18 protein-coding genes and 1 tRNA gene are annotated in these 22770 nt (G+C 62.7%); 12 read left to right on the forward strand and 7 right to left on the reverse strand.

Going from position 1 to position 22770, the window contains the following annotated elements; translation table 11 throughout:
* Window positions 1–169 precede the first annotated feature (169 nt).
* The 6 genes from AAG821_RS04830 to AAG821_RS04855 are packed head-to-tail and all read left to right on the forward strand — an operon-like array spanning window position 170 to window position 7517.
* A complete protein-coding gene (locus tag AAG821_RS04830; protein WP_341914074.1) occupies window positions 170–964 on the forward strand; it encodes a polysaccharide deacetylase family protein in 795 nt (264 codons plus the stop codon).
* A complete protein-coding gene (locus tag AAG821_RS04835; RefSeq protein WP_341914072.1) occupies window positions 961–1500 on the forward strand; it encodes a hypothetical protein in 540 nt (179 codons plus the stop codon). The genes AAG821_RS04830 and AAG821_RS04835 overlap by 4 nt, the downstream gene beginning before the upstream one ends.
* Window positions 1497–3389 (forward strand): ABC transporter ATP-binding protein, encoded by a 1893-nt coding sequence (locus AAG821_RS04840; protein ID WP_341914069.1) that lies wholly within the window; start codon window positions 1497–1499, stop codon window positions 3387–3389. Before AAG821_RS04835 ends, AAG821_RS04840 begins: the two co-directional genes overlap by 4 nt.
* Window positions 3386–5290, forward strand: coding sequence for an ABC transporter substrate-binding protein (locus AAG821_RS04845; protein ID WP_341914068.1), 1905 nt, complete (start codon window positions 3386–3388; stop codon window positions 5288–5290). Before AAG821_RS04840 ends, AAG821_RS04845 begins: the two co-directional genes overlap by 4 nt.
* Window positions 5291–5302: 12 nt before the next feature.
* Window positions 5303–6328 carry an ABC transporter permease gene (locus tag AAG821_RS04850; RefSeq protein ID WP_341914066.1) on the forward strand — a complete coding sequence of 342 codons (1026 nt, stop codon included), beginning with the start codon at window positions 5303–5305 and terminating at the stop codon, window positions 6326–6328.
* Window position 6329: 1 nt separating this feature from the next.
* A complete protein-coding gene (locus AAG821_RS04855) occupies window positions 6330–7517 on the forward strand; it encodes an ABC transporter permease (protein ID WP_341914065.1) in 1188 nt (395 codons plus the stop codon).
* A gap of 9 nt (window positions 7518–7526) precedes the next feature.
* Here the strand turns inward: AAG821_RS04855 and AAG821_RS04860 are convergent, their stop codons facing one another.
* Both AAG821_RS04860 and AAG821_RS04865 read right to left on the reverse strand, forming a co-directional pair.
* Window positions 7527–8354 (reverse strand): class I SAM-dependent methyltransferase, encoded by an 828-nt coding sequence (locus tag AAG821_RS04860; protein WP_341914063.1) that lies wholly within the window; start codon window positions 8352–8354, stop codon window positions 7527–7529.
* Between the two features lie 32 nt (window positions 8355–8386).
* Window positions 8387–9220, reverse strand: coding sequence for an MBL fold metallo-hydrolase (locus AAG821_RS04865; protein WP_341914061.1), 834 nt, complete (start codon window positions 9218–9220; stop codon window positions 8387–8389).
* Window positions 9221–9342: 122 nt separating this feature from the next.
* Between AAG821_RS04865 and AAG821_RS04870 the strand changes: the two genes are divergently transcribed.
* Window positions 9343–10098 carry an enoyl-CoA hydratase/isomerase family protein gene (locus tag AAG821_RS04870; protein ID WP_341916219.1) on the forward strand — a complete coding sequence of 252 codons (756 nt, stop codon included), beginning with the start codon at window positions 9343–9345 and terminating at the stop codon, window positions 10096–10098.
* A 32-nt stretch (window positions 10099–10130) separates the two neighbouring features.
* On the opposite strand, the gene AAG821_RS04875 is transcribed toward AAG821_RS04870, so the two are convergent.
* The 5 genes from AAG821_RS04875 to carA are packed head-to-tail and all read right to left on the reverse strand — an operon-like array spanning window position 10131 to window position 16641.
* Complete coding sequence (locus AAG821_RS04875) at window positions 10131–10823, reverse strand: response regulator transcription factor (protein WP_341914057.1); 693 nt, start codon at window positions 10821–10823, stop codon at window positions 10131–10133.
* Between the two features lie 2 nt (window positions 10824–10825).
* Entirely contained in the window at window positions 10826–11686 is an 861-nt protein-coding gene (locus AAG821_RS04880) for an alpha/beta hydrolase (protein ID WP_341914056.1), read from the reverse strand.
* Window positions 11687–11709: 23 nt separating this feature from the next.
* On the reverse strand, window positions 11710–12183 hold the full coding sequence (gene greA / locus AAG821_RS04885) for a transcription elongation factor GreA (protein WP_341894804.1): 474 nt from the start codon (window positions 12181–12183) through the stop codon (window positions 11710–11712).
* A gap of 21 nt (window positions 12184–12204) precedes the next feature.
* Window positions 12205–15438, reverse strand: coding sequence for a carbamoyl-phosphate synthase large subunit (gene carB / locus AAG821_RS04890; RefSeq protein WP_341914055.1), 3234 nt, complete (start codon window positions 15436–15438; stop codon window positions 12205–12207).
* A 27-nt stretch (window positions 15439–15465) separates the two neighbouring features.
* The gene (gene carA, locus AAG821_RS04895; RefSeq protein WP_341914053.1) at window positions 15466–16641 is read right to left on the reverse strand and encodes a glutamine-hydrolyzing carbamoyl-phosphate synthase small subunit; all 1176 of its coding nucleotides are present in this window, start codon (window positions 16639–16641) and stop codon (window positions 15466–15468) included.
* Between the two features lie 291 nt (window positions 16642–16932).
* Here carA and AAG821_RS04900 point away from each other — a divergent pair, with 291 nt between their 5' ends.
* The 5 genes from AAG821_RS04900 to AAG821_RS04920 all read left to right on the forward strand — a co-directional run bounded on the left by AAG821_RS04900 (window position 16933) and on the right by AAG821_RS04920 (window position 22602).
* Window positions 16933–17391, forward strand: coding sequence for a GatB/YqeY domain-containing protein (locus AAG821_RS04900; RefSeq protein ID WP_341914051.1), 459 nt, complete (start codon window positions 16933–16935; stop codon window positions 17389–17391).
* A gap of 60 nt (window positions 17392–17451) precedes the next feature.
* Entirely contained in the window at window positions 17452–19293 is a 1842-nt protein-coding gene (gene dnaG / locus AAG821_RS04905) for a DNA primase (RefSeq protein WP_341914049.1), read from the forward strand.
* A 71-nt stretch (window positions 19294–19364) separates the two neighbouring features.
* Window positions 19365–21467, forward strand: coding sequence for an RNA polymerase sigma factor RpoD (gene rpoD, locus AAG821_RS04910; RefSeq protein WP_341914047.1), 2103 nt, complete (start codon window positions 19365–19367; stop codon window positions 21465–21467).
* 80 nt (window positions 21468–21547) lie between these two features.
* Window positions 21548–21624, forward strand: a tRNA-Ile gene (locus AAG821_RS04915).
* A 477-nt stretch (window positions 21625–22101) separates the two neighbouring features.
* Window positions 22102–22602 (forward strand): hypothetical protein, encoded by a 501-nt coding sequence (locus AAG821_RS04920; RefSeq protein ID WP_341914046.1) that lies wholly within the window; start codon window positions 22102–22104, stop codon window positions 22600–22602.
* The last annotated feature ends 168 nt before the right edge of the window (window positions 22603–22770 follow it).

Here is a 22770-nt window from a genome sequence, read left to right on the forward strand (position 1 = left end):
CCCAGCGTGGCCTGCTGCAGATCCTGTCCGAACAGGATGCCAGCCCCGAAACCCTGGCCCGGGCCATCGACCGGGCCCTGACCATGCCCAAACCCGACCCGCGCACCATTCGGCTGGATGGTGCCGAGGACACAGCCCGCCGGGTGCGCGAACTGGTGGAGGCCAGACCATGACCGCAGCCGCCTGGCAGGCCCTGACGGCAGAACTTGACCTCTGGGCAGCCCAGGGCCGTATAGCCTATTTCTGGTGGCGCGATGACGATGCCGTTGAGGCCTCGCCGGCGCTCGACCGGCTGCTGGCGTTACAGGTCGCCAGCGGCGCTCCGCTGGCGCTGGCCATCATTCCGGCAAGGGTCCAGGCCAGCCTGACTGACCGGCTGGCCGGTCACAATGGCGTTGCTGCACTGCAGCATGGATATGCACACCACAATCACGCCGGTTTGACCGAAAAGAAATGCGAATTTCCGGCCAGTCGCCCGCTGGCTGACCGCCTGTCCGACCTGCAGGCCGGGCAGGTGCTGATGCGGCAGCATTTCGGCCGGCAGTTCCAGCCAATCTTCGTGCCGCCCTGGAACCGGCTGGCCGCCGATTGCCTGCCCGAGATGCCTCGCCTGGGCTACACAGCCGCCTCCGGCTTCACGCCGCGCAAGGCCTACTGGGCTGCGCCCGGCCTGGCCTGGCTCAACACCCATGTGGATCCGATCGACTGGCACGGCACGGACAATTCCGGCGCCGCCATGCGCAGTCTGGCCGCTGCCAGCGCGCTTTTGCGTGCCATGCGACAGGGCGAACACCCGGTGCAGCCCGTTGGCCTGCTGACCCACCACCTGCGCCATGACGAGACAATCTGGGACTTCACGGATGTCTTTCTGGCGACGACAAAACGGCATACCGCAGTGCGGTGGCTCGATCCGGCTGTCGCCTTGCAGATTGGCGCGCCTCCGGCTGTCACGCCGACGTCATGACCCGGCTGTATTACCCCCTCGCCCGTCTCTGGCCGGACTACCTGCGGGCGGCTGTCGGCCTCGCCATCTGTCTGGGACTAGTGTTGTTCACCGCCCTGCAATCTGTCATTTTTGCCCTGCTGGTCGGGTTGAGCCTGTTGCTCGCCTGGCTTGGCGCCGTCACGTTATGGCGTCAGCAGATCGAGATCGAACTCGACGCGTCCGGGGTGGTCCGGCGCAGCCGGTGGTTTAACCGCCCCGGGCTGGGCCGATGGGGGTTGGGTAGGACTTTGGCGTTGCGATGGTCCGGGATCAGGGCCGTCAATCTGCGCTATTATTCCACCCGCCGCGACCGCAGCGAGGGCTGGCTGCAGTTAACGATCGAGGCAGATGGGGGAACTTTGCGGGCCGACAGTGATTTGATTGGTTTTCCATCCTTGGTCGAGCAGGCCTTCGCTGCGGCCGAGCATAATGGCATTGCCATCAGTGAAGCCTCCCGCCTGAATGCCACGCGCCTGCACAACGTGAATGAGAGTCACCGGGGATACCAGCCGTGAGCAATCCGGAGCTGAACCGCAACGTGCTTGAGGTCAAGAATCTGCAGGTCCAGTTCGATCTGCCGGAGGGGATCGTCCGCGCCGTCAACGGTATCAGCTTCAACATCCCCCAGGGCGGCACAGTTGCATTGGTCGGTGAGTCGGGCTCGGGTAAATCCGTGGTCAGCCAGGCGATCATGGGCATCCTGCCGCGCATGGCCCGCATCGCCGGCGGCGAAATCCTGTTCCACGATCCGCAGCTGCCGGGCCAGACCACCAACATCGCTGAACTGCCGCGCGGCGGAAGTGCCATGCGTCAACTGCAGGGCGGTCGTATCTCGATCATCTTCCAGGAGCCGATGACCTCGCTGAGTCCGCTGCACACCATCGGCGACCAGATCACCGAGGCCCTGCGGCTGCATCGCAAGGCCGGCGAGACCGAAGCGCGCGAACTGACCATAGACATGCTGCGGCTGGTCGGCTTCCCCGATCCGCAGCGCGCCCTGCGCACCTACGCCTTTGAACTTTCGGGCGGCCTGCGCCAGCGCGCCATGATCGCCATGGCCCTAGTCTGCCGCCCTGCCCTGCTGGTGGCCGACGAGCCGACCACGGCACTGGACGTGACCATCCAGGCGCAGATCCTCAAGCTCCTGAAAGACCTGCAGTCTGAACTCGGCATGGCTGTGCTGATGATCACGCATGATCTGGGCGTGGTGGCCAACATGGCTGACGAGATCGTGGTGATGTATCACGGTCAGGCCATGGAGCGCGGCGGCCTGCAGGATATCTTCGGCAACCCGCAGCATCCCTATCTGAAAGCCCTGCTGAATGCCGTGCCGCGCTTCAACATGAAGCCGGGCGAACGGCTGGTGCCGCTCCGCGAGATCAAGGGCGAAGTCGGAGCCCTCCTGCGCAGCGGCAAACCGGCAGATGCGAGCAAGCGTGGAGAGCCGCTGCTGGAAGTCGAGCATGTCAGCAAAAGCTTCACCCTGCGCAAGGGCGGCCTGTTCCGGCCCGGGCCTGCGGCAACGGCGCTGGCCGTGGATGATGTCAGCTTCACGGTGCAGCGCGGTGAATGCCTCGGTCTGGTCGGTGAGTCCGGCTGTGGCAAGACAACCGCCAGCAAACTGATCCTGCGCGCGATCAAACCCGACAGCGGCAGCATCCGTTTCAATGGCGCGGATGTGCTGCAGCTGGAAGACGAGGCGCTGTTCAACTACCGCCGCCAGGTGCAGTTCATTTTCCAGGACCCGTTTTCCTCGCTCAATCCGCGCATGACGGTATTCGATATCGTTTCCGAGCCGCTGGTCATTCACAAGATCGGCGACGAGGAAGAACGCTTCCAGCGCGTCAAGGAGCTGATGTCGCTGGTCGGCCTCGACCCGCGCTTCCTGCGCCGCTATCCGCATTCATTCTCCGGCGGACAACGCCAGCGCATCGGCATCGCCCGCGCCCTGGCCCTGCAGCCTGAACTGCTGATCTGCGATGAGCCGGTATCGGCGCTCGATGTTTCGATCCAGGCGCAGATCCTGAACCTGCTGAAAGACCTCAAGGCCGAACTCGGCCTCACCTACCTGTTCATCTCGCATAACCTCGCCGTGGTCGACTATATAGCCGACCGTATCGCCGTGATGTGCGCCGGCCGTCTGGTGGAACTGGCGCCGCGCGAGCAGCTATTCAACAATCCGGTGCATCCCTACACCAAGGCACTGCTGGCCGCGGTGCCCAAGCCAGATCCGAACAGCCGCCTCGACCTGCATCTGCTGATGGAGGGCAAGGCATCCAAGCCGGCCGCCTGGCCGCGCCCCTTCACCATCGACAGCACCACACATCCACGTATGGTCGATGTCGGCCAGGGCCATTTCGTGCGCGCTGACGCCAGCGCCGATTTCCGGGATCTTGTAGCATGAAAACGATATCCAGCCTTGCCGCCGGGCTTCTCGCTCTCACCCTCACCTGCACCGTGGCGCAGGCGCAGATACCGGACCTGCAGGAAACCCCGATGCTGGCGGCAGAAGTCAGCGCCGGCAAAATCCCGCCGATTGCCCAGCGGATACCCGAACAACCACTGATCGTCACGCTGAAAGCCCCGCAGGAAGCCGGCAAACATGGTGGCGACCTGCGCAGCATGATCAGCCGCGCCCGCGAAACCCGCCTGCTCAATGTGATCGGCTATACCCGGCTGATCACCTATAACGAGAAATACGAATACGTTCCCGACCTGCTGGAAAAGTTCGAGATCGAGGACGAGCGCGTTTTCACCTTCTATCTGCGCAAGGGCCATCGCTGGTCGGACGGCCATCCCTTCACCACCGAAGATTTCCGTTATTACTGGGAAGACGTCGCCAACAACAGGGAACTGAATCCGTCGGGGCCGATGCAGGATCTGCTGGTCGACGGCGAAAAGCCCAAGGTCGAAATCCTCGACGCAACCACGGTGCGTTTCAGCTGGTCCAAACGTAACCCGGCTTTCCTGCCGCGCATCGCCGGCACCTCGGCTTTCAACCTCTATCGGCCGGCGCATTATCTGAAGCAGTTCCATGCCCGCTACGCCGATCCGCAGAAACTGGCTGCGCTGGCCGCTGCCGACAAGCGCCCGAACTGGGCTGCCCTGCATGGCCGGCTGGACAACATGGTGGAAGGTGACAATCCCGACCTTCCCGGCCTTGACCCCTGGACGATGACCACCAAGCCGCCGGCAGTGCGTTTCGTTGCAGCCCGCAATCCCTATTTCCACCGCATCGACAGCAATGGCCGCCAGCTGCCCTATCTTGACCGCATCATCTTTACACAAGCGGATGGCAAGCTGATCCCGGCCAAGGCCGGCGCCGGCGAGGCCGACCTGCAGTTCCGCAACATCAACTTCAGCAACTTCACCTTCCTGAAGGAAAACGAGAAGCGCGCCGGCTACAAGACCCTGCTGTGGCGCACCGCAAAGGGGTCGCATATTGCGCTGTATCCGAACCTGAACAGCAATGACGAAACCTGGCGCAAACTGATGCGCGATGCACGTTTCCGCCATGCGCTGTCGCTGGGCATCGACCGGCAGGCCATCAATGAATCGCTGTTCTTCGGTTTGGCGATCGAGTCGAACAACACCGTGATGCCCGACAGCCCGCTGTTCAAACCGGAGTACAAGAGCACCAATGCGCAGCTGGATGTCGCCACGGCCAACCGCCTGCTCGACCAGATCGGCCTGACCAAGCGTGACGGTAACGGCATCCGCCTGCTGCCTGACGGCCGGCCGGCGGAAATCATCGTCGAGACCGCCGGCGAAGACACCGAGCAGACCGACGTACTGGAGCTGATCGGCGAGAACTGGGCCAAGATCGGCATCAAGCTGTTTGCCAAGCCGAGCCAGCGCGATGTGGTGCGCAATCGCATATTCTCAGGCGAGGCGATGATGTCGGTCTGGGCCGGCATGGAGAATGGCCTGCCGACGGCAGACATGAAGCCGAACGAACTGGCCCCGACCTCGCAATATGGCCTGCAGTGGCCGAAATGGGGCCAGTGGTTCGAGACCGGGCAGAAATCGGGCGAGCCGATCGATATGCCGCTGGTGCAGGAATTGTTCGACCTCTATCAGGCCTGGCTGGATACCGGCGATCGCGCCGAGCGCGCCCGCATCTGGCATCGCATGCTGTCCATCCATGCCGAGCAAACCTTCACGATTGGCGTGGTAACCGGCGTGTTCCAGCCGATCGTGGCGAACAAAAAACTCCACAACATTCCCAAGGAAGGTGTTTTCAACTGGGACCCGGGCGCGTTTGTCGGCCTGTATCGCCCAGAGACCTTCTGGTTTGGCCAGTAAGCGCACAAAAACATGCTGACTTACCTTGCGCGCCGCACGCTGCTGATGATTCCGACACTGCTGATCATCAGCCTGTTGATCTTCCTGATCATCAAGCTGCCGCCCGGCGACTACCTGACCAACCAGATCGCCGAGCTGCGCGCGCAGGGCGAGACCAGTGCCATGGAACGCGCGGAATTCCTGCGTAGCCAGTATGCGCTGGACCGCTCGATCCTGGAGCAATACGGCATCTGGATGGGCTTCATTCCCGGCCCCAACGGTTTCTCCGGCCTGCTGCAGGGGGATTGGGGCTGGTCATTCGAATACAATCGCCCGGTGGGCGAACTGATTGGCGACCGCCTGCTGATGACCGCGGTGATCAATTTCTTCACCATCCTGTTCATCTATATCGTCGCCTTCCCGATCGGCATCTATTCGGCGACCCGCCAGTACTCCTGGGGCGACTACGGCTTCACCCTGTTCGGCTATATCGGCCTGGCGACGCCAAACTTCCTGCTGGCGCTGGTGATGCTGTACTATGCCAATGTCTGGTTCGGCGTCAGCATCGGCGGCCTGGTCGACCCAGAGCTGATCGATGCGCCCTGGGGCTGGGAAAAGATACAATCGCTGATCATCCACATGATCGTGCCGGTGATTGTGATCGGCACCTCGGGCACCGCGTCGATGATCCGGCGCCTGCGCGCCAATCTGCTGGATGAGCTGCAGAAGCAATATGTGACCACGGCACGCGCCAAGGGGCTGCCGCCATTGCGGCTGCTGATCAAGTATCCGATCCGCATGGCGCTCAACCCCTTCATCGCCGATATCGGCAATCTGCTGCCCTCGGTGGTTTCCGGCTCGGTGATCGTGTCGGTGGTGATGAGCCTGCCGACGGCGGGACCGATGCTGCTCGGCGCATTGCAGTCGCTGGACCAGTATCTGGCCGGCTCGTTCCTGATGTTCCTCGCCCTGCTGACCGTGGTTGGGATGCTGATCTCCGACATTCTGCTGGCGCTGCTGGACCCACGCATCCGCCTCACTGGTGGCCAGGCCAAATAGCATGCGCGACGATCAACCGATAAAGCCGGCCAAGGCCGGGCCCGGAGCCGAACATTGGGTCAACCCGGCCCCGTTCGACCCCTATTCGATCGAAGCCCTGACACCCGGGCAGGAGCAGTATTATCGCGCCTCGCAGTGGCGGATGATGTGGTGGAAATTCCGGCGCCACCGCCTCGGACTGTGGAGCGGCATCATCCTGCTGCTGATCTACGCCTCCACGCTGTTTTCGGAATTCATTGCGCCCTACAACCTGCAGACCCGCAATCCGCGCGGCATCTATGCCCCGCCGCACGAGATTCACCTGTTCCATGACGGTCAGTTCGTCGGCCCGTTTGTCTATGGCCTGCGCTTCCGTATGAACACGGAAACGCTAAAACGCGAATATGCGCCCGATCTTAGCAAGGTACAGAAGCTGCGCTTCTTCTGTCAGGGCGATGAATACGAATACATGAACCTGATTCCGATGCGTTTCCATCTGGTCTGTCCGGCCGAAGGCGGCGACTTCTACCTGCTTGGAACCGACCGCCTCGGGCGCGACATCTTCTCGCGCATTGTTTTCGGCACCCGCATCTCGTTGACGGTCGGACTGATCGGCATCGCCATCAGCTTTATCATCGGCATCGTGCTGGGCGGCATATCCGGCTATTACGGCGGCTGGATCGACAGCCTGATCCAGCGCATGATCGAGTTGATCCGAAGTCTACCGGAACTGCCGCTGTGGATGGCGCTGTCGGCCGCCCTGCCGGTCACCTGGTCGCCGATCCTGGTCTATTTCGGCATCACCATCATTCTCGGCCTGCTCGACTGGCCCGGTCTGGCCCGTGCGGTGCGCTCCAAACTGCTGGCGCTTCGCGAGGAGGATTTCGCTACAGCGGCACAGCTGATGGGCGCTTCGCCCAGCCGCATCATCGGCCGCCATCTGTTGCCCAGCTTCATGAGTCATCTGATCGCTTCGGCCACACTGTCGATCCCGTCCATGATCCTGGGCGAGACCGCGCTATCCTTCCTGGGACTGGGCCTGCGCCCGCCGATCACCTCCTGGGGCGTGCTGCTGAACGAGGCGCAGAATATCAACGTGGTGGCGCTCTATCCCTGGCTGATGGCGCCAGCGATCCCGGTGATCGTGGTGGTGCTGGCCTTCAACTTCTTTGGCGACGGTCTGCGCGACGCCGCCGATCCCTATCGCTAGGCCGGGCTGTCAGCTCGGTTTCACCAGCCACAGGCTGGCCGGCTTTGCCTCGGCCACATGCGGCAGGCGCCCGATGATGCTGGCGCTGACCGCGCGCGCCAGCCGTGTCAGGGCATAGTGGCTGGAGAACAGGGGCGTAAAGCCACCGGCCAGCAACGGCCCGATCGCCTGCTGCTCGTTATAGCCGCGCCAGGCCCAGTCAGGCGGGTAGTCATCCGGCAGGAAGATGTCGTGGATATGCACCAGCACGCCATGAGGCAGGGCCGGTAAAACGCGATTGAACAGCCAGTCGACATCGGTGCCCGGCATCAGGATATGGCTGGAATCGATGAACAGGATATCGCCCGGCTGCAGCGCCTTGAAGATCGCCGGATCGGCGGTCTGCACGATGGCGGGATGGAACGTGACCGGCAGGCCGGTGAGGGCTGCGCGCGGCTGCGGATCGATGGCCGTGATCTCGGTCGGCAGGCCGGCATCTTTGACGGCACGGGCCAGAAAACGGGTGGAGTGACCCGAACCGATCTCGACAATCCGGCGCGGCCCGTATTGCCGCACCAGCGTATAGGCCACCACGGCATCCAGGGTCGGGAACCAGCTCTGCTCGAATTTCGGCGCAGGTGAGACACCCTTCTCGCCAGCGATAGCTTGCAGTGCCTCGGCATAGTCGTCGGCACCGCGCAGCAGATCGAGGAAAACCGGCTCGGCCGCCGCAAACCTTTCCGCCAGCTGTGTGTAGACCGGCTGTGTTACGGCAACACTATCGGCATAGCGGTAAGGGATGAAAAAACCCTGGCGACGCAAGCCAACCACCGGGCCCAGCAATGTCTGCAGCCCCATGCGGAGCCGCCGCCAGTGTTTGATCCCGGACATTACGGCCGCAGGACCAGGCCCTCGCGGGCCACGACAGAGCCCGGGCGCGCTTGCTCGACATCGGCAGCGACCTTGTCCATGAAGGCATCGTCATGCTCGGGGTCGTGGTGGAAGACCACGAAGGTCTTCACCCCGGCGGCATCGCACAGTTGTGCACCAGCCTGCCAGGTGGAATGGCCCCAGCCCTTGCGGCAGACATATTCCTCATCGGTATACATGGAGTCGTAGATCACGATATCGGCGCCATGGATCAGCTTGAGAATATTCTCGTCATGGCCTACTGCCGGGTGCTCGGTATCGGTCAGGTAGCAGATCGACTTGCCCTGGAATTCGACGCGATAACCGGTGGCGAGATCGGGATGACTCAATGGCCCGGTCCGCACGGTGACACCCGGATGCGGGTGCAGCACGGCACCCTGATCGAAATCATGGAAGCTCAGATTGGCCTGGAAAATTTCCAGCGGCACCGGGAACAGCGGCGAGCACATCATCTGTTTCAGCACGCCCTTGATGCCACCGTTATCGGTAACATGGCCGGCATGGATGCGCAGTGTGTTGCGCGGATCGAAGGCCGGGCAGAAATGCGGCAGGCCGCAGACATGGTCGTAATGGGTGTGGGTGAAGAATACGTCTGCATCGATCGGCTGCTTCTGCTCACTCAAAGCGATGCCGAGCGCGCGCACGCCGGTGCCGGTGTCGAAGATCAGCAGATGCGAGCCACAGCGCACCTCGATTGCCGAAGTGTTACCGCCATAGCGCATCACTTCCGGCGAGCCGACGGCAATGCTGCCGCGCACGCCCCAGAAGCGGACGTAAAAATCTTCAACCCCCACCGTGGCCTCCTTTTTCCCGTCAGCGTCGAGGGATGGAGTGCCTTCTGTGCCGACTGAGCCTTGCCGGCTGGCTAGGTCTGTGCGGAAATCTGTCATGGAGAAGATTAAGGGCGGACCGAGGGATGTCTCAAGTATTTCTTGCCGAAATCCAAGGTTCTTTGGCGACCATCACATTTTGCCGGCCCGAAAAGCACAATGCCCTTGAAATCGCTGACCTTGAGGCCCTGGATGCGGCCCTGATCGGACTGGCCGCCCGGTCCGATATCCGCACACTTCTGCTCTGCGCCCAGGGCAAAAGCTTCTGCGCCGGGGTCGATTTTGGGGCCGTCAGCGGCCATGACTGGCGCGACAACCCGCTGGAGCGTGTTGCCGACCGGCTGGAAAACCTGCCCTTCCCGACGCTCTGCGTGCTGCAGGGCGGTGTGTATGGCGGTGGCACCGATCTGGCACTGGCCTGCGATTTCCGGCTGGGCGTAAATGGCATCCGATGCTTCATCCCGCCAGCCAAGCTTGGCATCCAGTACCATCCGCATGGTCTGAAACGCGCTGTCACCCGGCTGGGACTGGGCCCGGCCAAGCGATTGTTCCTGGCCACCGAAACCTTCGACGATGCCGAGATGCTGCGCACCGGCTTTCTTGATTGGCTGGTGAAACCGGATGCCCTGGCCGAACGGGCACAGGCCCTGGCCGCCACGTTCACGGCCCTGGCCCCGCAGGCTGTGCGCGGCATGAAGCAAAGCCTGAACGAGGTCGCCGCCGGCCTGTTTGACGAACGGGCGGCCCGCGACCGCGCGGCTGGCAGTTTCCGCACCGCCGACTTTCAGGAGGGCCGTGCGGCCATGGCAGAAAAGCGCCCGCCGAAATTCAGCGGCCAATAGTCACTGTGTGGATATCAGGTATATCGCCGTAATCAGGGCTGGAGGCGGTAGCCACCCGGATCGGTGATCAGCAGCCGGGCCGCGCTGGGATCACGCTCGATCTTCTGCCGCAGACGGTAAATATGCGTCTCCAGCGTATGGGTGGAGACCCCGGCATTGTAGCCCCAGACTTCCGCCAGCAGGGTTTCGCGCTGCACCGGCTTGGTGCCTGCCCGCAGCAGGTATTTCAGGATCGCGGTTTCCTTTTCGGTCAACCGCACCTTCTTGCCGGCCTTCTCGTTATCGAGCAGCAGCTTGCCGGCCGGCCGGAAACTGTAAGGGCCGATGGTGAAAACGGCATCCTCGCTCTGCTCGAACTGGCGCAGCTGGGCGCGGATGCGTGCCATCAGCACACCGAGCTTGAACGGCTTGGTGACATAGTCATTGGCGCCGGCTTCCAGGCCCATGATGGTATCGGCCTCGCCATCGGCAGCGGTCAGCATGATGACCGGCGCGCGCAGGCCCAGATTCCGCAGCTCACGACACAGGTCACGGCCATCCATGTCGGGCAGGCCGACATCCAGCAGAACCAGGTCGAAATGCTCGCTCGGTGCCGCCTGCAGCGCTGCGGCTGCGTCGTTGACGCACAGCGTGGAAAACTCGCGGGTGGTTTCCAGTTGCTCCGCCAGCAGACCCTGCAGGGTCTTGTCGTCGTCAACCAGAAGAACGCGCTTCAATCCGCTCATCATCATCCCCCTCGGCGCAGCATTGCGGCCATGGCGGTTTGCAGGACCGCGCCAGGCTGTGCCATCTGGTCGACAATATCGAAGTGATGCTTATCCGGCGCCGTGATGGCGGTCACCTGCCCGCCACGTGCTTTCCATGCAGTAACGAAATCGTGTTGCTGCTGCAGGAAGGCCGGGGTTTCGGCGCCGCCCACGGCACAGGTCAGCGGCGGCAGGCCGGATGTGCTGGCAGGCAGCAGCAGCAGGGGTGAATTGCGCGCCGCCACGGCATCGTCCATGCCCAGCTTGTCGTTCAGGTAACTCAGGCGGATCGGGCGCAGGTCGTAGACGCCGGAGATCGAGAAGCCACCCTTGACCAGATCGGCAGGGGCGCCCGCGTCCAGCGCCGGCCAATCGGTCAGCATGGCCATCAGTGTCAGGTGACCGCCGGCAGAATGGCCGCTGACATAGATGCGGTCACGGTCATACCCATAGGCCGGGGCGTGATGCCACAGCCACAGCAAGGCGCGGCGGATCGACGCCACGATCTGGTCCATCCCCGCTTCGGGGCCGATCGGATAATTGATCGTCGCCACATTGGCTAGGCCGTCACGGACAAAGCCATGCGCGATCAGCGCGGCTTCACCCTTGCTCATCGCCTGCCAGTAGCCGCCATGGATAAAAACCAGTAACGGACCGCCGGGTGCGGCAAGCGTAAACAGGTCGAGGATTTCGCGCGGATGCGGACCGTAGGCAATATCGGCATGACAGGGCAGTTCAGCCCGCGCGCGCGCGCTTTCCGTAGCCCAGCGCGCAATATCCTGCGGATGCGTGGGAACGGCCTCGCGATTGTTATACAGCTTGTCGAGGGTGGCGCGATCCATCCGGACTCCCTCGTTCAGCCACCTTACTTGAAGGCGACCGATACGATCTCGTAAGCCTTGGCGCCACCTGGCGTCGAGACTTCAACATTCTCGCCAGCCGACTTGCCGACCAGGGCACGGGCCAGCGGCGCCGTGATCGACAGCAGCCCGGCCTTGATATCGGCTTCATCAGCACCGACGATCTGATAGGTGCTTTCCTCGTCGGTGTCCTCGTCGGCCAGCACAACGGTCGCGCCGAACTTGACCTTGTCGCCCGACAGCTTGGACACGTCGATCACTTCAGCGCGGCTGAGCTTATCCTCAACTTCGAGGATACGCGTCTCGATCCAGCCCTGACGTTCTTTCGCGGCATGATATTCGGCATTCTCGGACAGATCGCCGTGCTCGCGGGCTTCCGAGATCGCACGGATCACCGACGGCCGTTCGACCGACTTCAGGTTCTTCAACTCGGCTTCCAGACGCTGGTAACCGGTCGCGGTCATCGGAATCTTTTGCATCATTGCCTTCCTGTCAGACCGTCAAAAGTAAGCCTGGAGGGGGGTAACCGCAAGGCTCCCTGAACGCAAAGCCTCGATCGCCCGCACGGCCGCCTTGGCCCCGGCAATGGTGGTGAAATACGGGATCTTGTTCATCAGGGCGGTGCGACGAAGGTCGAAACTGTCGCGGATCGATGCCGAGCCTTCCGAGGTATTGAACACCAGGTTGATGTCGCCATTCTTCATCGCATCAACAACATGCGGGCGGCCTTCCATCACCTTGTTGACGCGTTTCACGGCAATGCCGTGCTCCTCGAAGAAGCGGGCGGTGCCGGCCGTGGCCACAACCTCGAAGCCCATCGACACCAACCGGCGGGCGGCATCCACCAGGCCCGGCTTGTCGCCATCGCGGACCGAGATGAAGACGCTGCCTTTCAGCGGCAGGACGGTGCCGGCAGCCAGCTGTGCCTTGGCAAAGGCGGTGCCGAAATCATGGTCGATGCCCATGACCTCGCCGGTCGATTTCATTTCCGGGCCGAGGATGATGTCGACGCCGGGGAAGCGGGCAAACGGGAACACCGCCTCCTTGACCGCGATATGATCGACCTTGTTTTCATGCAGGTTGAAGCTGGCGAGCTTTTCACCGGCCATGACACGCGAGGCGATCTTGGCCAGCGGCACGCCGATGGCTTTGGCCACGAAGGGCACCGTGCGCGAGGCGCGCGGATTGACCTCGAGGATATAAACCACGCCATCCTTGACGGCATACTGCACGTTCATCAGGCCGACGACCTTGAGCGCGCGGGCCAAGGCCTCGGTCTGGCGCTTGATATCCTCGATGATCTCCGGCGCCAGGCTGTAGGGCGGCAGGGTGCAGGCGCTGTCGCCCGAGTGAATGCCGGCTTCCTCGATATGCTCCATGACACCGGCGACGAACTGCGTCTCGGCATCGGCCAGGCAGTCGACATCCACCTCGATGGCATCCGACAGGTAACTGTCGATCAGCACCGGCGATGAGCCAGACACCTTCACGGCTTCGGTCATGTAGCGTTCGAGCTGCGCATTGCTGCGCACGATTTCCATGGCACGACCGCCCAGCACATAGGACGGCCGGATCACCACGGGATAGCCGATCTTGGCCACCACGGCGCGCGCCTCTTCCTCGGAACGCGCGATGCCATTGACCGGCTGCTTGAGGCCGAGCTGCTGCAGCAGCTGCTGGAACCGCTCGCGGTCCTCGGCCAGATCGATGGCATCAGGCGAGGTACCGAGGATCGGCACTTTCGCTGCTTCCAGGCCGGCGGCGAGTTTCAGCGGCGTCTGGCCGCCGAACTGCACGATCACGCCGAGCAGCTTGCCCTTCGACATCTCGATGCGCACGATCTCGAGCACGTCTTCGACCGTCAGCGGCTCGAAATACAGGCGATCTGAGGTGTCGTAATCGGTCGACACGGTTTCCGGATTGCAGTTGACCATGATGGTCTCGAAGCCGGCTTCCTTCAGCGCATAGGCGGCATGGACGCAGCAATAGTCGAATTCGATACCCTGTCCGATACGGTTCGGCCCGCCACCCAGGATCATCACCTTGGTGCGGTCCTGCGGCTGCGCCTCACATTCGGCATTGGGGCCGAATTCATAGGTCGAATACATATACGGCGTGCGGCTTTCAAATTCCGCGGCACAGGTATCCACGCGCTTGAACACTGGCACGACGCCCAGCTTGCGGCGCGCAGCCGAAACCTCGGCTTCCTTGACCCGGGTGAGTTCTGCCAGGCGCGCATCGCTGAAGCCCATGCGCTTCAGCGCCTGCAGGCCATCGGCATCCTTGGGTAGCCCGTTCTTGCGCACCGCTTCTTCGGTCTTCACCAGTTCTTCGATCTGCTCGAGGAACCAGGGGTCGTATTTGCAGGCTGCATGGATCTCGGCAATGCTCAGGCCATGGCGGAAGGCCTGCGCGATCACCAGCAGGCGATCCGGCGTCGGCTTGGCCAGCGCGGAGACGATGGCTTCCTTGCCATCGGGCTCATCGGCATTGGGAATCACCACTTCATTGAAGCCGTTAAGGCCGGTCTCCATCGAGCGCAGCACCTTCTGGATGCTCTCCTGGAAGCTGCGGCCCATCGACATCGCCTCACCCACCGATTTCATCGAGGTGTTCAGCAGGCGGTCGGTGCCGGGAAACTTCTCGAAGGTGAAGCGCGGCATCTTGGTGACGATGTAGTCGATCGTCGGCTCGAACGACGCCGGCGTCACACCGGTGATGTCGTTCATCAGTTCGTCCAGCGTGTAGCCCACGGCCAGCTTGGCGGCGACCTTGGCAATCGGGAAGCCGGTTGCCTTCGATGCCAGCGCCGAGGAGCGCGACACGCGCGGATTCATTTCGATCACGACCATGCGGCCATCGGCCGGATTGACGGCAAACTGCACGTTTGAGCCACCGGTCTCTACGCCGATCTCGCGCAGCACCGCCATCGAGGCGTCGCGCATGATCTGGTATTCCTTGTCGGTGAGCGTGAGCGCCGGCGCCACGGTGACGCTGTCGCCGGTATGCACGCCCATCGGATCGATATTCTCGATCGAGCAGATGATGATGCAGTTGTCCTTTTTGTCGCGGACAACCTCCATCTCGTATTCCTTCCAGCCGAGCACCGATTCATCGATCAGCACTTCGGTGGTGGGCGAGGCATCAAGGCCGCGCGTCACGATCTCGTCGAATTCCTCGCGCGTATAGGCAATGCCGCCGCCGGTGCCGGCCAGCGTGAATGACGGGCGGATGACCGCTGGCAGACCCACGGTGGGCAGCAGCGCGCGGGCTTCGTCCAGCGTATGGGCGGTGCCCGACCGCGGCATGTCGAGCTTGAGGCGGTTCATCGCCTGGCGGAACTGCTCGCGGTCCTCTGCCATCACGATGGCTTCGCGGCTGGCACCGATCAGCCGGACGCCGAATTTCTTCAGCACGCCCTGCTCGTCCAGCTTCATCGCGGTGTTCAGCGCGGTCTGGCCGCCCATGGTGGGCAGCAGCGCATCGGGGCGCTCCTTCTCGATCACCTTGGCGACGATCTCGGGCGTGATCGGCTCGATATAGGTGGCATCCGCCAGGCCCGGATCGGTCATGATCGTGGCCGGGTTGGAGTTGATCAGGATGACGCGATAGCCCTCCTCGCGCAGCGCCTTGCAGGCCTGCGTGCCGGAGTAATCGAATTCGCAGGCCTGACCGATCACGATGGGACCGGCGCCGATGATCAGGATGCTTTTGATGTCAGTACGTTTGGGCATGATTCACCAGGGAGCGGGCGGTTAAGATCAACCGCGCTTCTGCTCCATCAATTTCGCGAAGCGTTCAAACAGATAGTGGCTGTCCTGCGGGCCGGGCGAGGCTTCGGGATGATACTGCACCGAGAAGACCGGCTTGTCGGTCAGCTTGATGCCTTCATTCGAACCGTCGAACAGCGACACATGGGTGCGCACCACATTCTTGGGCAGGCTTTCCTCGATCACGCAGAAGCCGTGATTCTGGCTGGTGATCTCCACCTTGCCGGTCTCGAGATCCTTCACCGGATGATTGGCGCCGCGATGCCCACGATCCATCTTGCCGGTCTTGCCGCCGAGCGCGAGCGCCAGCATCTGGTGGCCGAGGCAGATACCGAACACCGGCTTGCCGCTGTCGACCAGCGCCTTGATGGTCGGCACGGCATAGACGCCGGTGGCCGCCGGATCGCCCGGGCCATTGGACAGGAACACACCATCGGGTTTGTGGCGTAGCACATCCTCGGCCGTGGCATTGCCCGGCACGACGGTCACCTTGCAGCCGACATCGGCGAGATTGCGCAGGATGTTGCGCTTGATGCCGTAATCAATGGCCACGACATGGAACTTCGGGTTTTCCTGCTTGCCATAGCCCTTGCCGAGCTGCCAGCGCGTCTCGTCCCAGCCATAGGTCTGGCGGCAGCTGACTTCGGCGGCGAGGTCCATGCCTTCCAGCCCCGGCCAGGCCTTGGCCTTGGCATGCAGCGCGGCGAGGTCGAACTTGCCGGCCGCGTTATGTGCCAGCACGCCATTCGGCGCGCCGAGATCGCGGATGCGGCGCGTCATGGCGCGCGTGTCGATGCCGGATACGCCAACGAGGGCGCGCAGCTTGAGCCAGTCGCTCAGATGCGTGGCGCTGCGGAAATTCGACGGGCTGGTGATCGGCGCGCGCAGGATCAGGCCGCGAGCGGCGATGCCCTGGGTCTCGATGTCTTCGGTGTTGGTGCCGACATTGCCGATATGGGGGAAGGTGAAGCTGATGATCTGGCCGGCATAGGAGGGATCGGTGAGGATTTCCTGGTAGCCGGTCATCGAGGTGTTGAAGCAGACCTCGCCCACGGTATCGCCTTCGGCACCCAGCCCATGCCCCCAGAACACGCTGCCATCGGCCAGCACCACGACGCCGGTATAGCCCGGTCCGGGCGGGGCGGCGTATTTCGGTGTCTCGGCCATGGGGAACTCCATTACTCGGTCGGGCGGGGCAGGCATCAGGCCGCAAAAAGCCACCGGAGGCGGGCGCATCCGGTGGTACGGCACAGCTATTCACGATGATTGCGGCGGCGGCGGGCGCCGCTTCAACCGAGGCCGGAACATACCAAACCAACCGCCCCCGTCAAGCCCGGCCCAAAGGTTAAAAGGCCAGCAAAATCATATATTTATTCCTTTTGCACCCGCGAGGCGTCTAGGCTATGCTGCGCGCCTTTCAAAAACCGCTCCGATTCCGTTACCGCTGGGGGACCACCGATGCTGCGCGAGACGCTCAACCAGGCGCTCAAGGACGCCATGAAGGCCAAGGATGCCCGCCGACTGGCGACGCTCCGCCTGATCCTGGCTGCCCTGAAGGACCGCGACATCGCTGCCCGCACCTCCGGCGACGACCGCACCGGCATCCCCGACGACGCCATCCTCGCCCTGCTGCAGACCATGGTGAAGCAGCGCCGCGAGTCGATCACGCTCTACGAACAGGGCGGCCGCCAGGATCTGGCGACCCAGGAAAAGGAAGAAATCGCGGTGATCGAGGGCTATCTGCCCAAGCAGCTGTCCGAGGCCGAAATCGAGGCCGCGGCCAAGGCCGCGATTGCCGAGGTCGGCGCCCAGGGCATCAAGGACATGGGCAAGGCAATGGCTGTTCTGAAGGCGAAATACACCGGCCAGATGGACACCGCCAAAGCAGCGGCTATCCTGAAAAGCCAGTTAAGCTGATCGGCCCCGAGTCGGCCGAGTCGCCAGTTTTCCGGGGCCGAAAGCCCTGCTGGGAGTAGCATGGCGTTTCCCGATTCCTTTCTGGAAGAGATCCGCAACCGGGTGCCGCTGTCCGGCGTGGTCGGCCGTTCGGTGCGGCTGATCAAGCGCGGTCGGGAATTCACCGGCCTGTGTCCGTTCCATAACGAGAAGTCGCCGTCCTTCACCGTCAACGACGACAAGGGCTTCTTCCATTGCTTCGGCTGCGGCGCCCATGGCGACGTGATCGGCTTTGCCATGCGCAATGGCGGCCTCGCCTTCCCAGAAGCGGTCGAGCAGCTCGCCATGGAAGCCGGCCTTGAAGTGCCGCGCGTGCGGCCGGAAGACCGCGAGAAGGCCGACCAGGTCGCCACGCTGGGCAAGGCCATGGAAGAGGCCACCAAGTGGTTCCAGGCGCAGTTGCAGGGCAATGTCGGCAATGAGGCGCGCGCCTATATCCAGAAACGCGGCCTGAAGCCGGAAACCGTTGAGCGCTTCCGCATGGGCTATGCGCCGCAAAGCCGCACGGCGCTGAAGGAAGCCCTGCTGGCGCGCGGCATCCCGGAACCGCTGCTGATCGAATCCGGTCTGCTGATCAAGCCCGAAGATGGCGGGCCGAGCTATGACCGCTTCCGCCATCGCGTGATGTTTCCTATCGGCGACCGCCGCGGCCGGGTGATCGCCTTCGGCGGCCGCGCCATGGACCCGGATGCGCCGGCGAAATACCTCAACTCGCCGGAAACCCCGCTGTTCCATAAGGGCCGCAATCTGTACAACCACGCGATCGCGCGCGAGGCCGCCCGCGAAAGCGGCACCGTTGTCGTGGTGGAAGGCTATATGGACGTGATCGCGCTGGCCCAGGCCGGCATCGACCATGCCGTGGCCCCACTGGGCACCGCGCTCACCGAGGAGCAGATCGCACTGCTCTGGCGCCTCTCGGCCGAGCCGATCCTGTGTTTCGATGGCGACAATGCCGGCATCCGGGCCGCCATGCGTGCCGCCGACCGGGCCCTGCCCCTGCTGGAGCCCGGCCATTCCTTCCGTTTTGCCATCCTGCCCGGCGGCCAGGATCCGGATGATCTGGTCCGCAGCCAGGGCCGCAAGGCCATGGACGAGGTGCTGGCGGCGGCCCTGCCGATGGCCGACATCCTGTGGCGCAAGGAGACCGAGGGCCGGCCGCTGGACACCCCCGAGCGCCGGGCGGCGCTGGAGGCCGCCCTGTTCGAGGTGGCCCGCCAGATCAAGAATCCGGCCGTTCAGGGCCATTATCGCGACCATTTCCGCAGCCGGCTGCGGACCCTGTTCACCCCGACCCGCACCTGGACCCCCAACCGGCCCGGGGGGAACCGCCCGCCCTATACCGGCCCTGGCGCCTGGAACAGGCCGCCCGAGGGCGACAAGGGCCCGATGGCCAGCAATCTGGAAAGAACAGAAAAGGCCCTTCTGGCCGCCGTGGTGATGCATCCCTGGCTTTTAGAGGAGCATGGCGAGGCTTTTGCCGGCCTCGCCTTTCCCCCGGGGCCGCTTGACAGCCTTAAGAGCCGGATTCTAGAAGAAGCATCCCGCCATCCGGGTCTTGACGGCGAGGCCTTTGCAGCCCATTTGAGGCAGCGAGGACTCGGGCCCGCGCTCGACCTCGTAACTGGCGAGGCCGGCAAGATTTTGGAGCCGTTTGCGCGCCCCGATACCGAGCCGGATAAGGTCGAGCGAGGTTGGTGGCAGGCCGTGCAGCGCTACCGGTTGGCGGAACTGGAACAGGAACTGGCGGCGGCAGAGGCCGAATTGGCCAGTAATACCAACCCCGAGGCATGGCAGCGTTTCGTCGCCCTCAAGGCAGAGGTCGGCTCGGCACGCAGCCTGGTTTCGGTATCGGATACAGATTGAGGCCGTCCTCCCGGCAGATTTTGGGCGGACGGCTTTGTGTTTTTTAGAGATAGGACCAGTTAGGAACCGGCATGGCGAAACAAGCAGCTGCCCCTGACACTGCGGAAGCTCCTGAAAAGGAAGAGACCGTTGACACGCCCCTGATCGACGCATCGATGGCGGCGATCAAGCGCATGTTGGCGAAAGCCAAGGAGCGCGGCTACGTCACCTACGACGAAATCAATGCCGTGCTGCCGCCCGAGCATGTCTCGTCCGAGCAGATCGAAGACACCATGGCGATGCTGTCCGAAATGGGCATCACCATCGTGGAGTCCGAGGAGCAGGACGACGCCGGCACTGCTGCCGCCGGCGACAAGGACGAGGCGGAGCAGGAAGTCGAGGCCGACGGCGAAGCCGCCGCCACGGCGCCGGCCAAGGCCGAGGTCGACCGCACCGACGATCCGGTGCGCATGTATCTGCGCGAGATGGGCTCGGTCGAACTGCTGTCGCGCGAGGGCGAAATCGCCATCGCCAAGCGGATCGAGGCCGGCCGCGAGAAGATGATCGGCGCGATCTGCGAAAGCCCGCTGACCATTCAGGCCATCGTGAAATGGCGTGACGATCTGGTCGACGGCAAGATCCTGCTGCGCGACGTGGTCGATCTCGAAGCCACGCTGGGTGGCGGTGCCGAAGAGGCCGCCGCTGCCGGCATGGAAGGCGAAGAGGAAGACGGCGCCGAACCCAAGATGGTCGAGCCGAAGCTGCCGGTGAAGCTGGACCTCAAGCTGGATGCCAAGTCGGCCAAGGTTCTGGCCGAGGCAACCGGTACCGTGCCGAAACCGGAAAAGAAGAAAAGCGACGGCCCCACCATCGAAGGCGAAGTGGTCACCACGCCCGAAGAGCTGGACGAGGAAGACGAGGCCAACCTGTCGCTGGCCGCAATGGAAGCCCAGCTCAAGCCGATGGTGCTGGAAGCCTTCGATGCCATCGCCAAGCATTACAAGAAGCTGCAGAAGACCCAGGAAGAGCGGCTGCAGGCTGCCCTTGTGCATGCCGATATGGATGCCAAGAAGGACAAGACCTACGCCAAGCTGAAGCATGAGATGGTTCATCTCATGGAGTCCGTGCATCTGAACAACACCCGCATCGAGATGCTGGTGGAAAACATGTACGGCCTGAACAAGCGGCTGATGATGCTGGAAGGCCGCCTGCTGCGCACCGCCGAAAGCTACAAGATTCCGCGCGACGAATTCCTGAAGCAGTATGAAGGCCAGGAACTCGACCCCAAGTGGCTCGCCAAGGTCGGCAAGCTGAAGTCGCACAAGGGCTGGCTCAAGTTCGGCGAAGCCGCCGTCAAGGATGTCACCCCGATCCGCGAGCAGGTTGCCGCCATCGCAACCGAATTCGGCCTGCCGATCTCGGAATTCAAGCGCATCTACAAGCAGGTGCGCGAAGGCGAGCGCGAAGCCAGCGTGGCGAAGAAGGAAATGGTGGAGGCCAACCTGCGCCTCGTCATCTCGATCGCCAAGAAATATACCAACCGCGGCCTGCAGTTCCTCGATCTGATTCAGGAAGGCAATATCGGCCTGATGAAGGCGGTCGATAAATTCGAATACCGCCGCGGCTACAAGTTCTCGACCTATGCCACCTGGTGGATCCGGCAGGCGATCACCCGCTCGATCGCCGACCAGGCCCGCACCATCCGTATCCCGGTGCATATGATCGAGACGATCAACAAGCTGGTGCGCACCTCGCGCCAGATGCTGCACGAGATCGGCCGCGAGCCGACGCCGGAAGAGCTGGCCGCCAAGCTGGGCATGCCGCTGGAGAAGGTGCGCAAGGTGCTGAAGATCGCCAAGGAGCCGATCTCTCTCGAAACGCCGATCGGCGACGAGGAAGACAGCCATCTGGGCGACTTCATCGAAGACAAGAACGCCGTGCTGCCGGTGGATGCTGCGATCAACTCCAACCTGCGCGAAACCACCACGCGGGTGCTGGCGACGCTGACGCCGCGCGAGGAGCGCGTGCTGCGCATGCGCTTCGGCATCGGCATGAACACCGATCACACGTTGGAAGAGGTCGGCCAGCAGTTCTCGGTCACGCGCGAACGTATCCGCCAGATCGAAGCCAAGGCGCTGCGCAAGTTGAAGCACCCGAGCCGGTCGCGTAAATTGCGTTCGTTCCTGGATACCTGAGTCGTATCCGGAGCACGGAGATCAGGGCCCCGGTCTCAAAACCGGGGCCTTTTCTTAAGGACAGTCGCCTAGGGGTTTGTGGGCCTGTAGCTCAACTGGTTAGAGCCGGCCGCTCATAACGGTCTGGTTGCTGGTTCAAGTCCAGCCGGGCCCACCATCCCCTACCCTCTCCGATTATTTGGCCAGCCGGCCCTGGTAGACCGCTGTCGATGGCCCCATAAAATGTCATTTTGGGCCATAACCTGTCACAAATGACAACTTTTGCTGCATAAGGGGCTGGCTTTCTTTACCCAGCCGGCGTTGACCGCGCCTCCCTAAGGCTCCGAACCCAGTGCTGAAGCCAGCGCCACAAAATGCAGTAAAACGACGCCGGGCACAGCGAAGCGGGGCATGCGCCGCCAAGACCCGTCGGCAAAATCTATCAAGCATTTTGATTGACTCTTCTTGCCCGCCAATGATCCAGCGGCCAACATATCCTTGTATATACTTGAAATAATTCACTTTTTTTAGACCCCATCCCATCCGTTTTATGCCGAAAAAACGAAAGGGGGAATCAATTATTGAGTATACTACACTCCACGATTGACTTTGATGGGATGGCGTGCGATACTCTCCAAAATTGGAGCCATTCCCCATGTCGGAATTTCAGGAAAAGGCGGCGGCAAGCGCTGTACTGAGTAAGTATCAAGGCCTTACTCAGGAGCTTGCGCGGGTCGAGAAGCAGATCGCCACGATGCGTGAGCGTCGCTCTGACGTCATTTCGCAGCTGAGGGATGCTGCAGCGGCAGCGCGCCTTTTCGGCGTGCAGTTACCTGCAAATTTTTCCACTGCATCCGACGATCCGCCGCCAGCAGTCGCCGCCGCGCCCGCTGCTCAAGCAGCTTCCGGCCAGCCGAAGGCGACGGTGCGCGAATTGGTGCTGGAAATGTTGGCTATTGCCTACCCGCAGCCGCTGCGTGCCAAGACTATCAACGATCGGCTTGCTGCCGATCATGGCCTGGAAATGCATGAAAAGACGGTGGGCATGACGCTCTATCGTCTGAGCCAAATCCATATGTCGAAGCGCAAAGGCTTCGACTGGTACTTCGTGCCGGAGAATGAGCGACCGGCGCAAGAGGAAGGGGCCGAAGCATGAAATGCCCGGCCCCTGAGCTCTCTTCGCTCACCCACCCGCATAAGGCCGTAAAGCCGTGTCCGGGGGGTGGTACATGAGATAGTCGATAAGCGACTGGTGCGGCGCGGGAACGTTAGAGCCGTTTCCGCGCCTCGCCGTCGCCTTGATAATACTAAATCCTTGCATTTA

Origin of the sequence: Ferrovibrio terrae (genome assembly GCF_943372915.1) — a bacterium.
Lineage (GTDB): Bacteria > Pseudomonadota > Alphaproteobacteria > Ferrovibrionales > Ferrovibrionaceae > Ferrovibrio > Ferrovibrio terrae_A.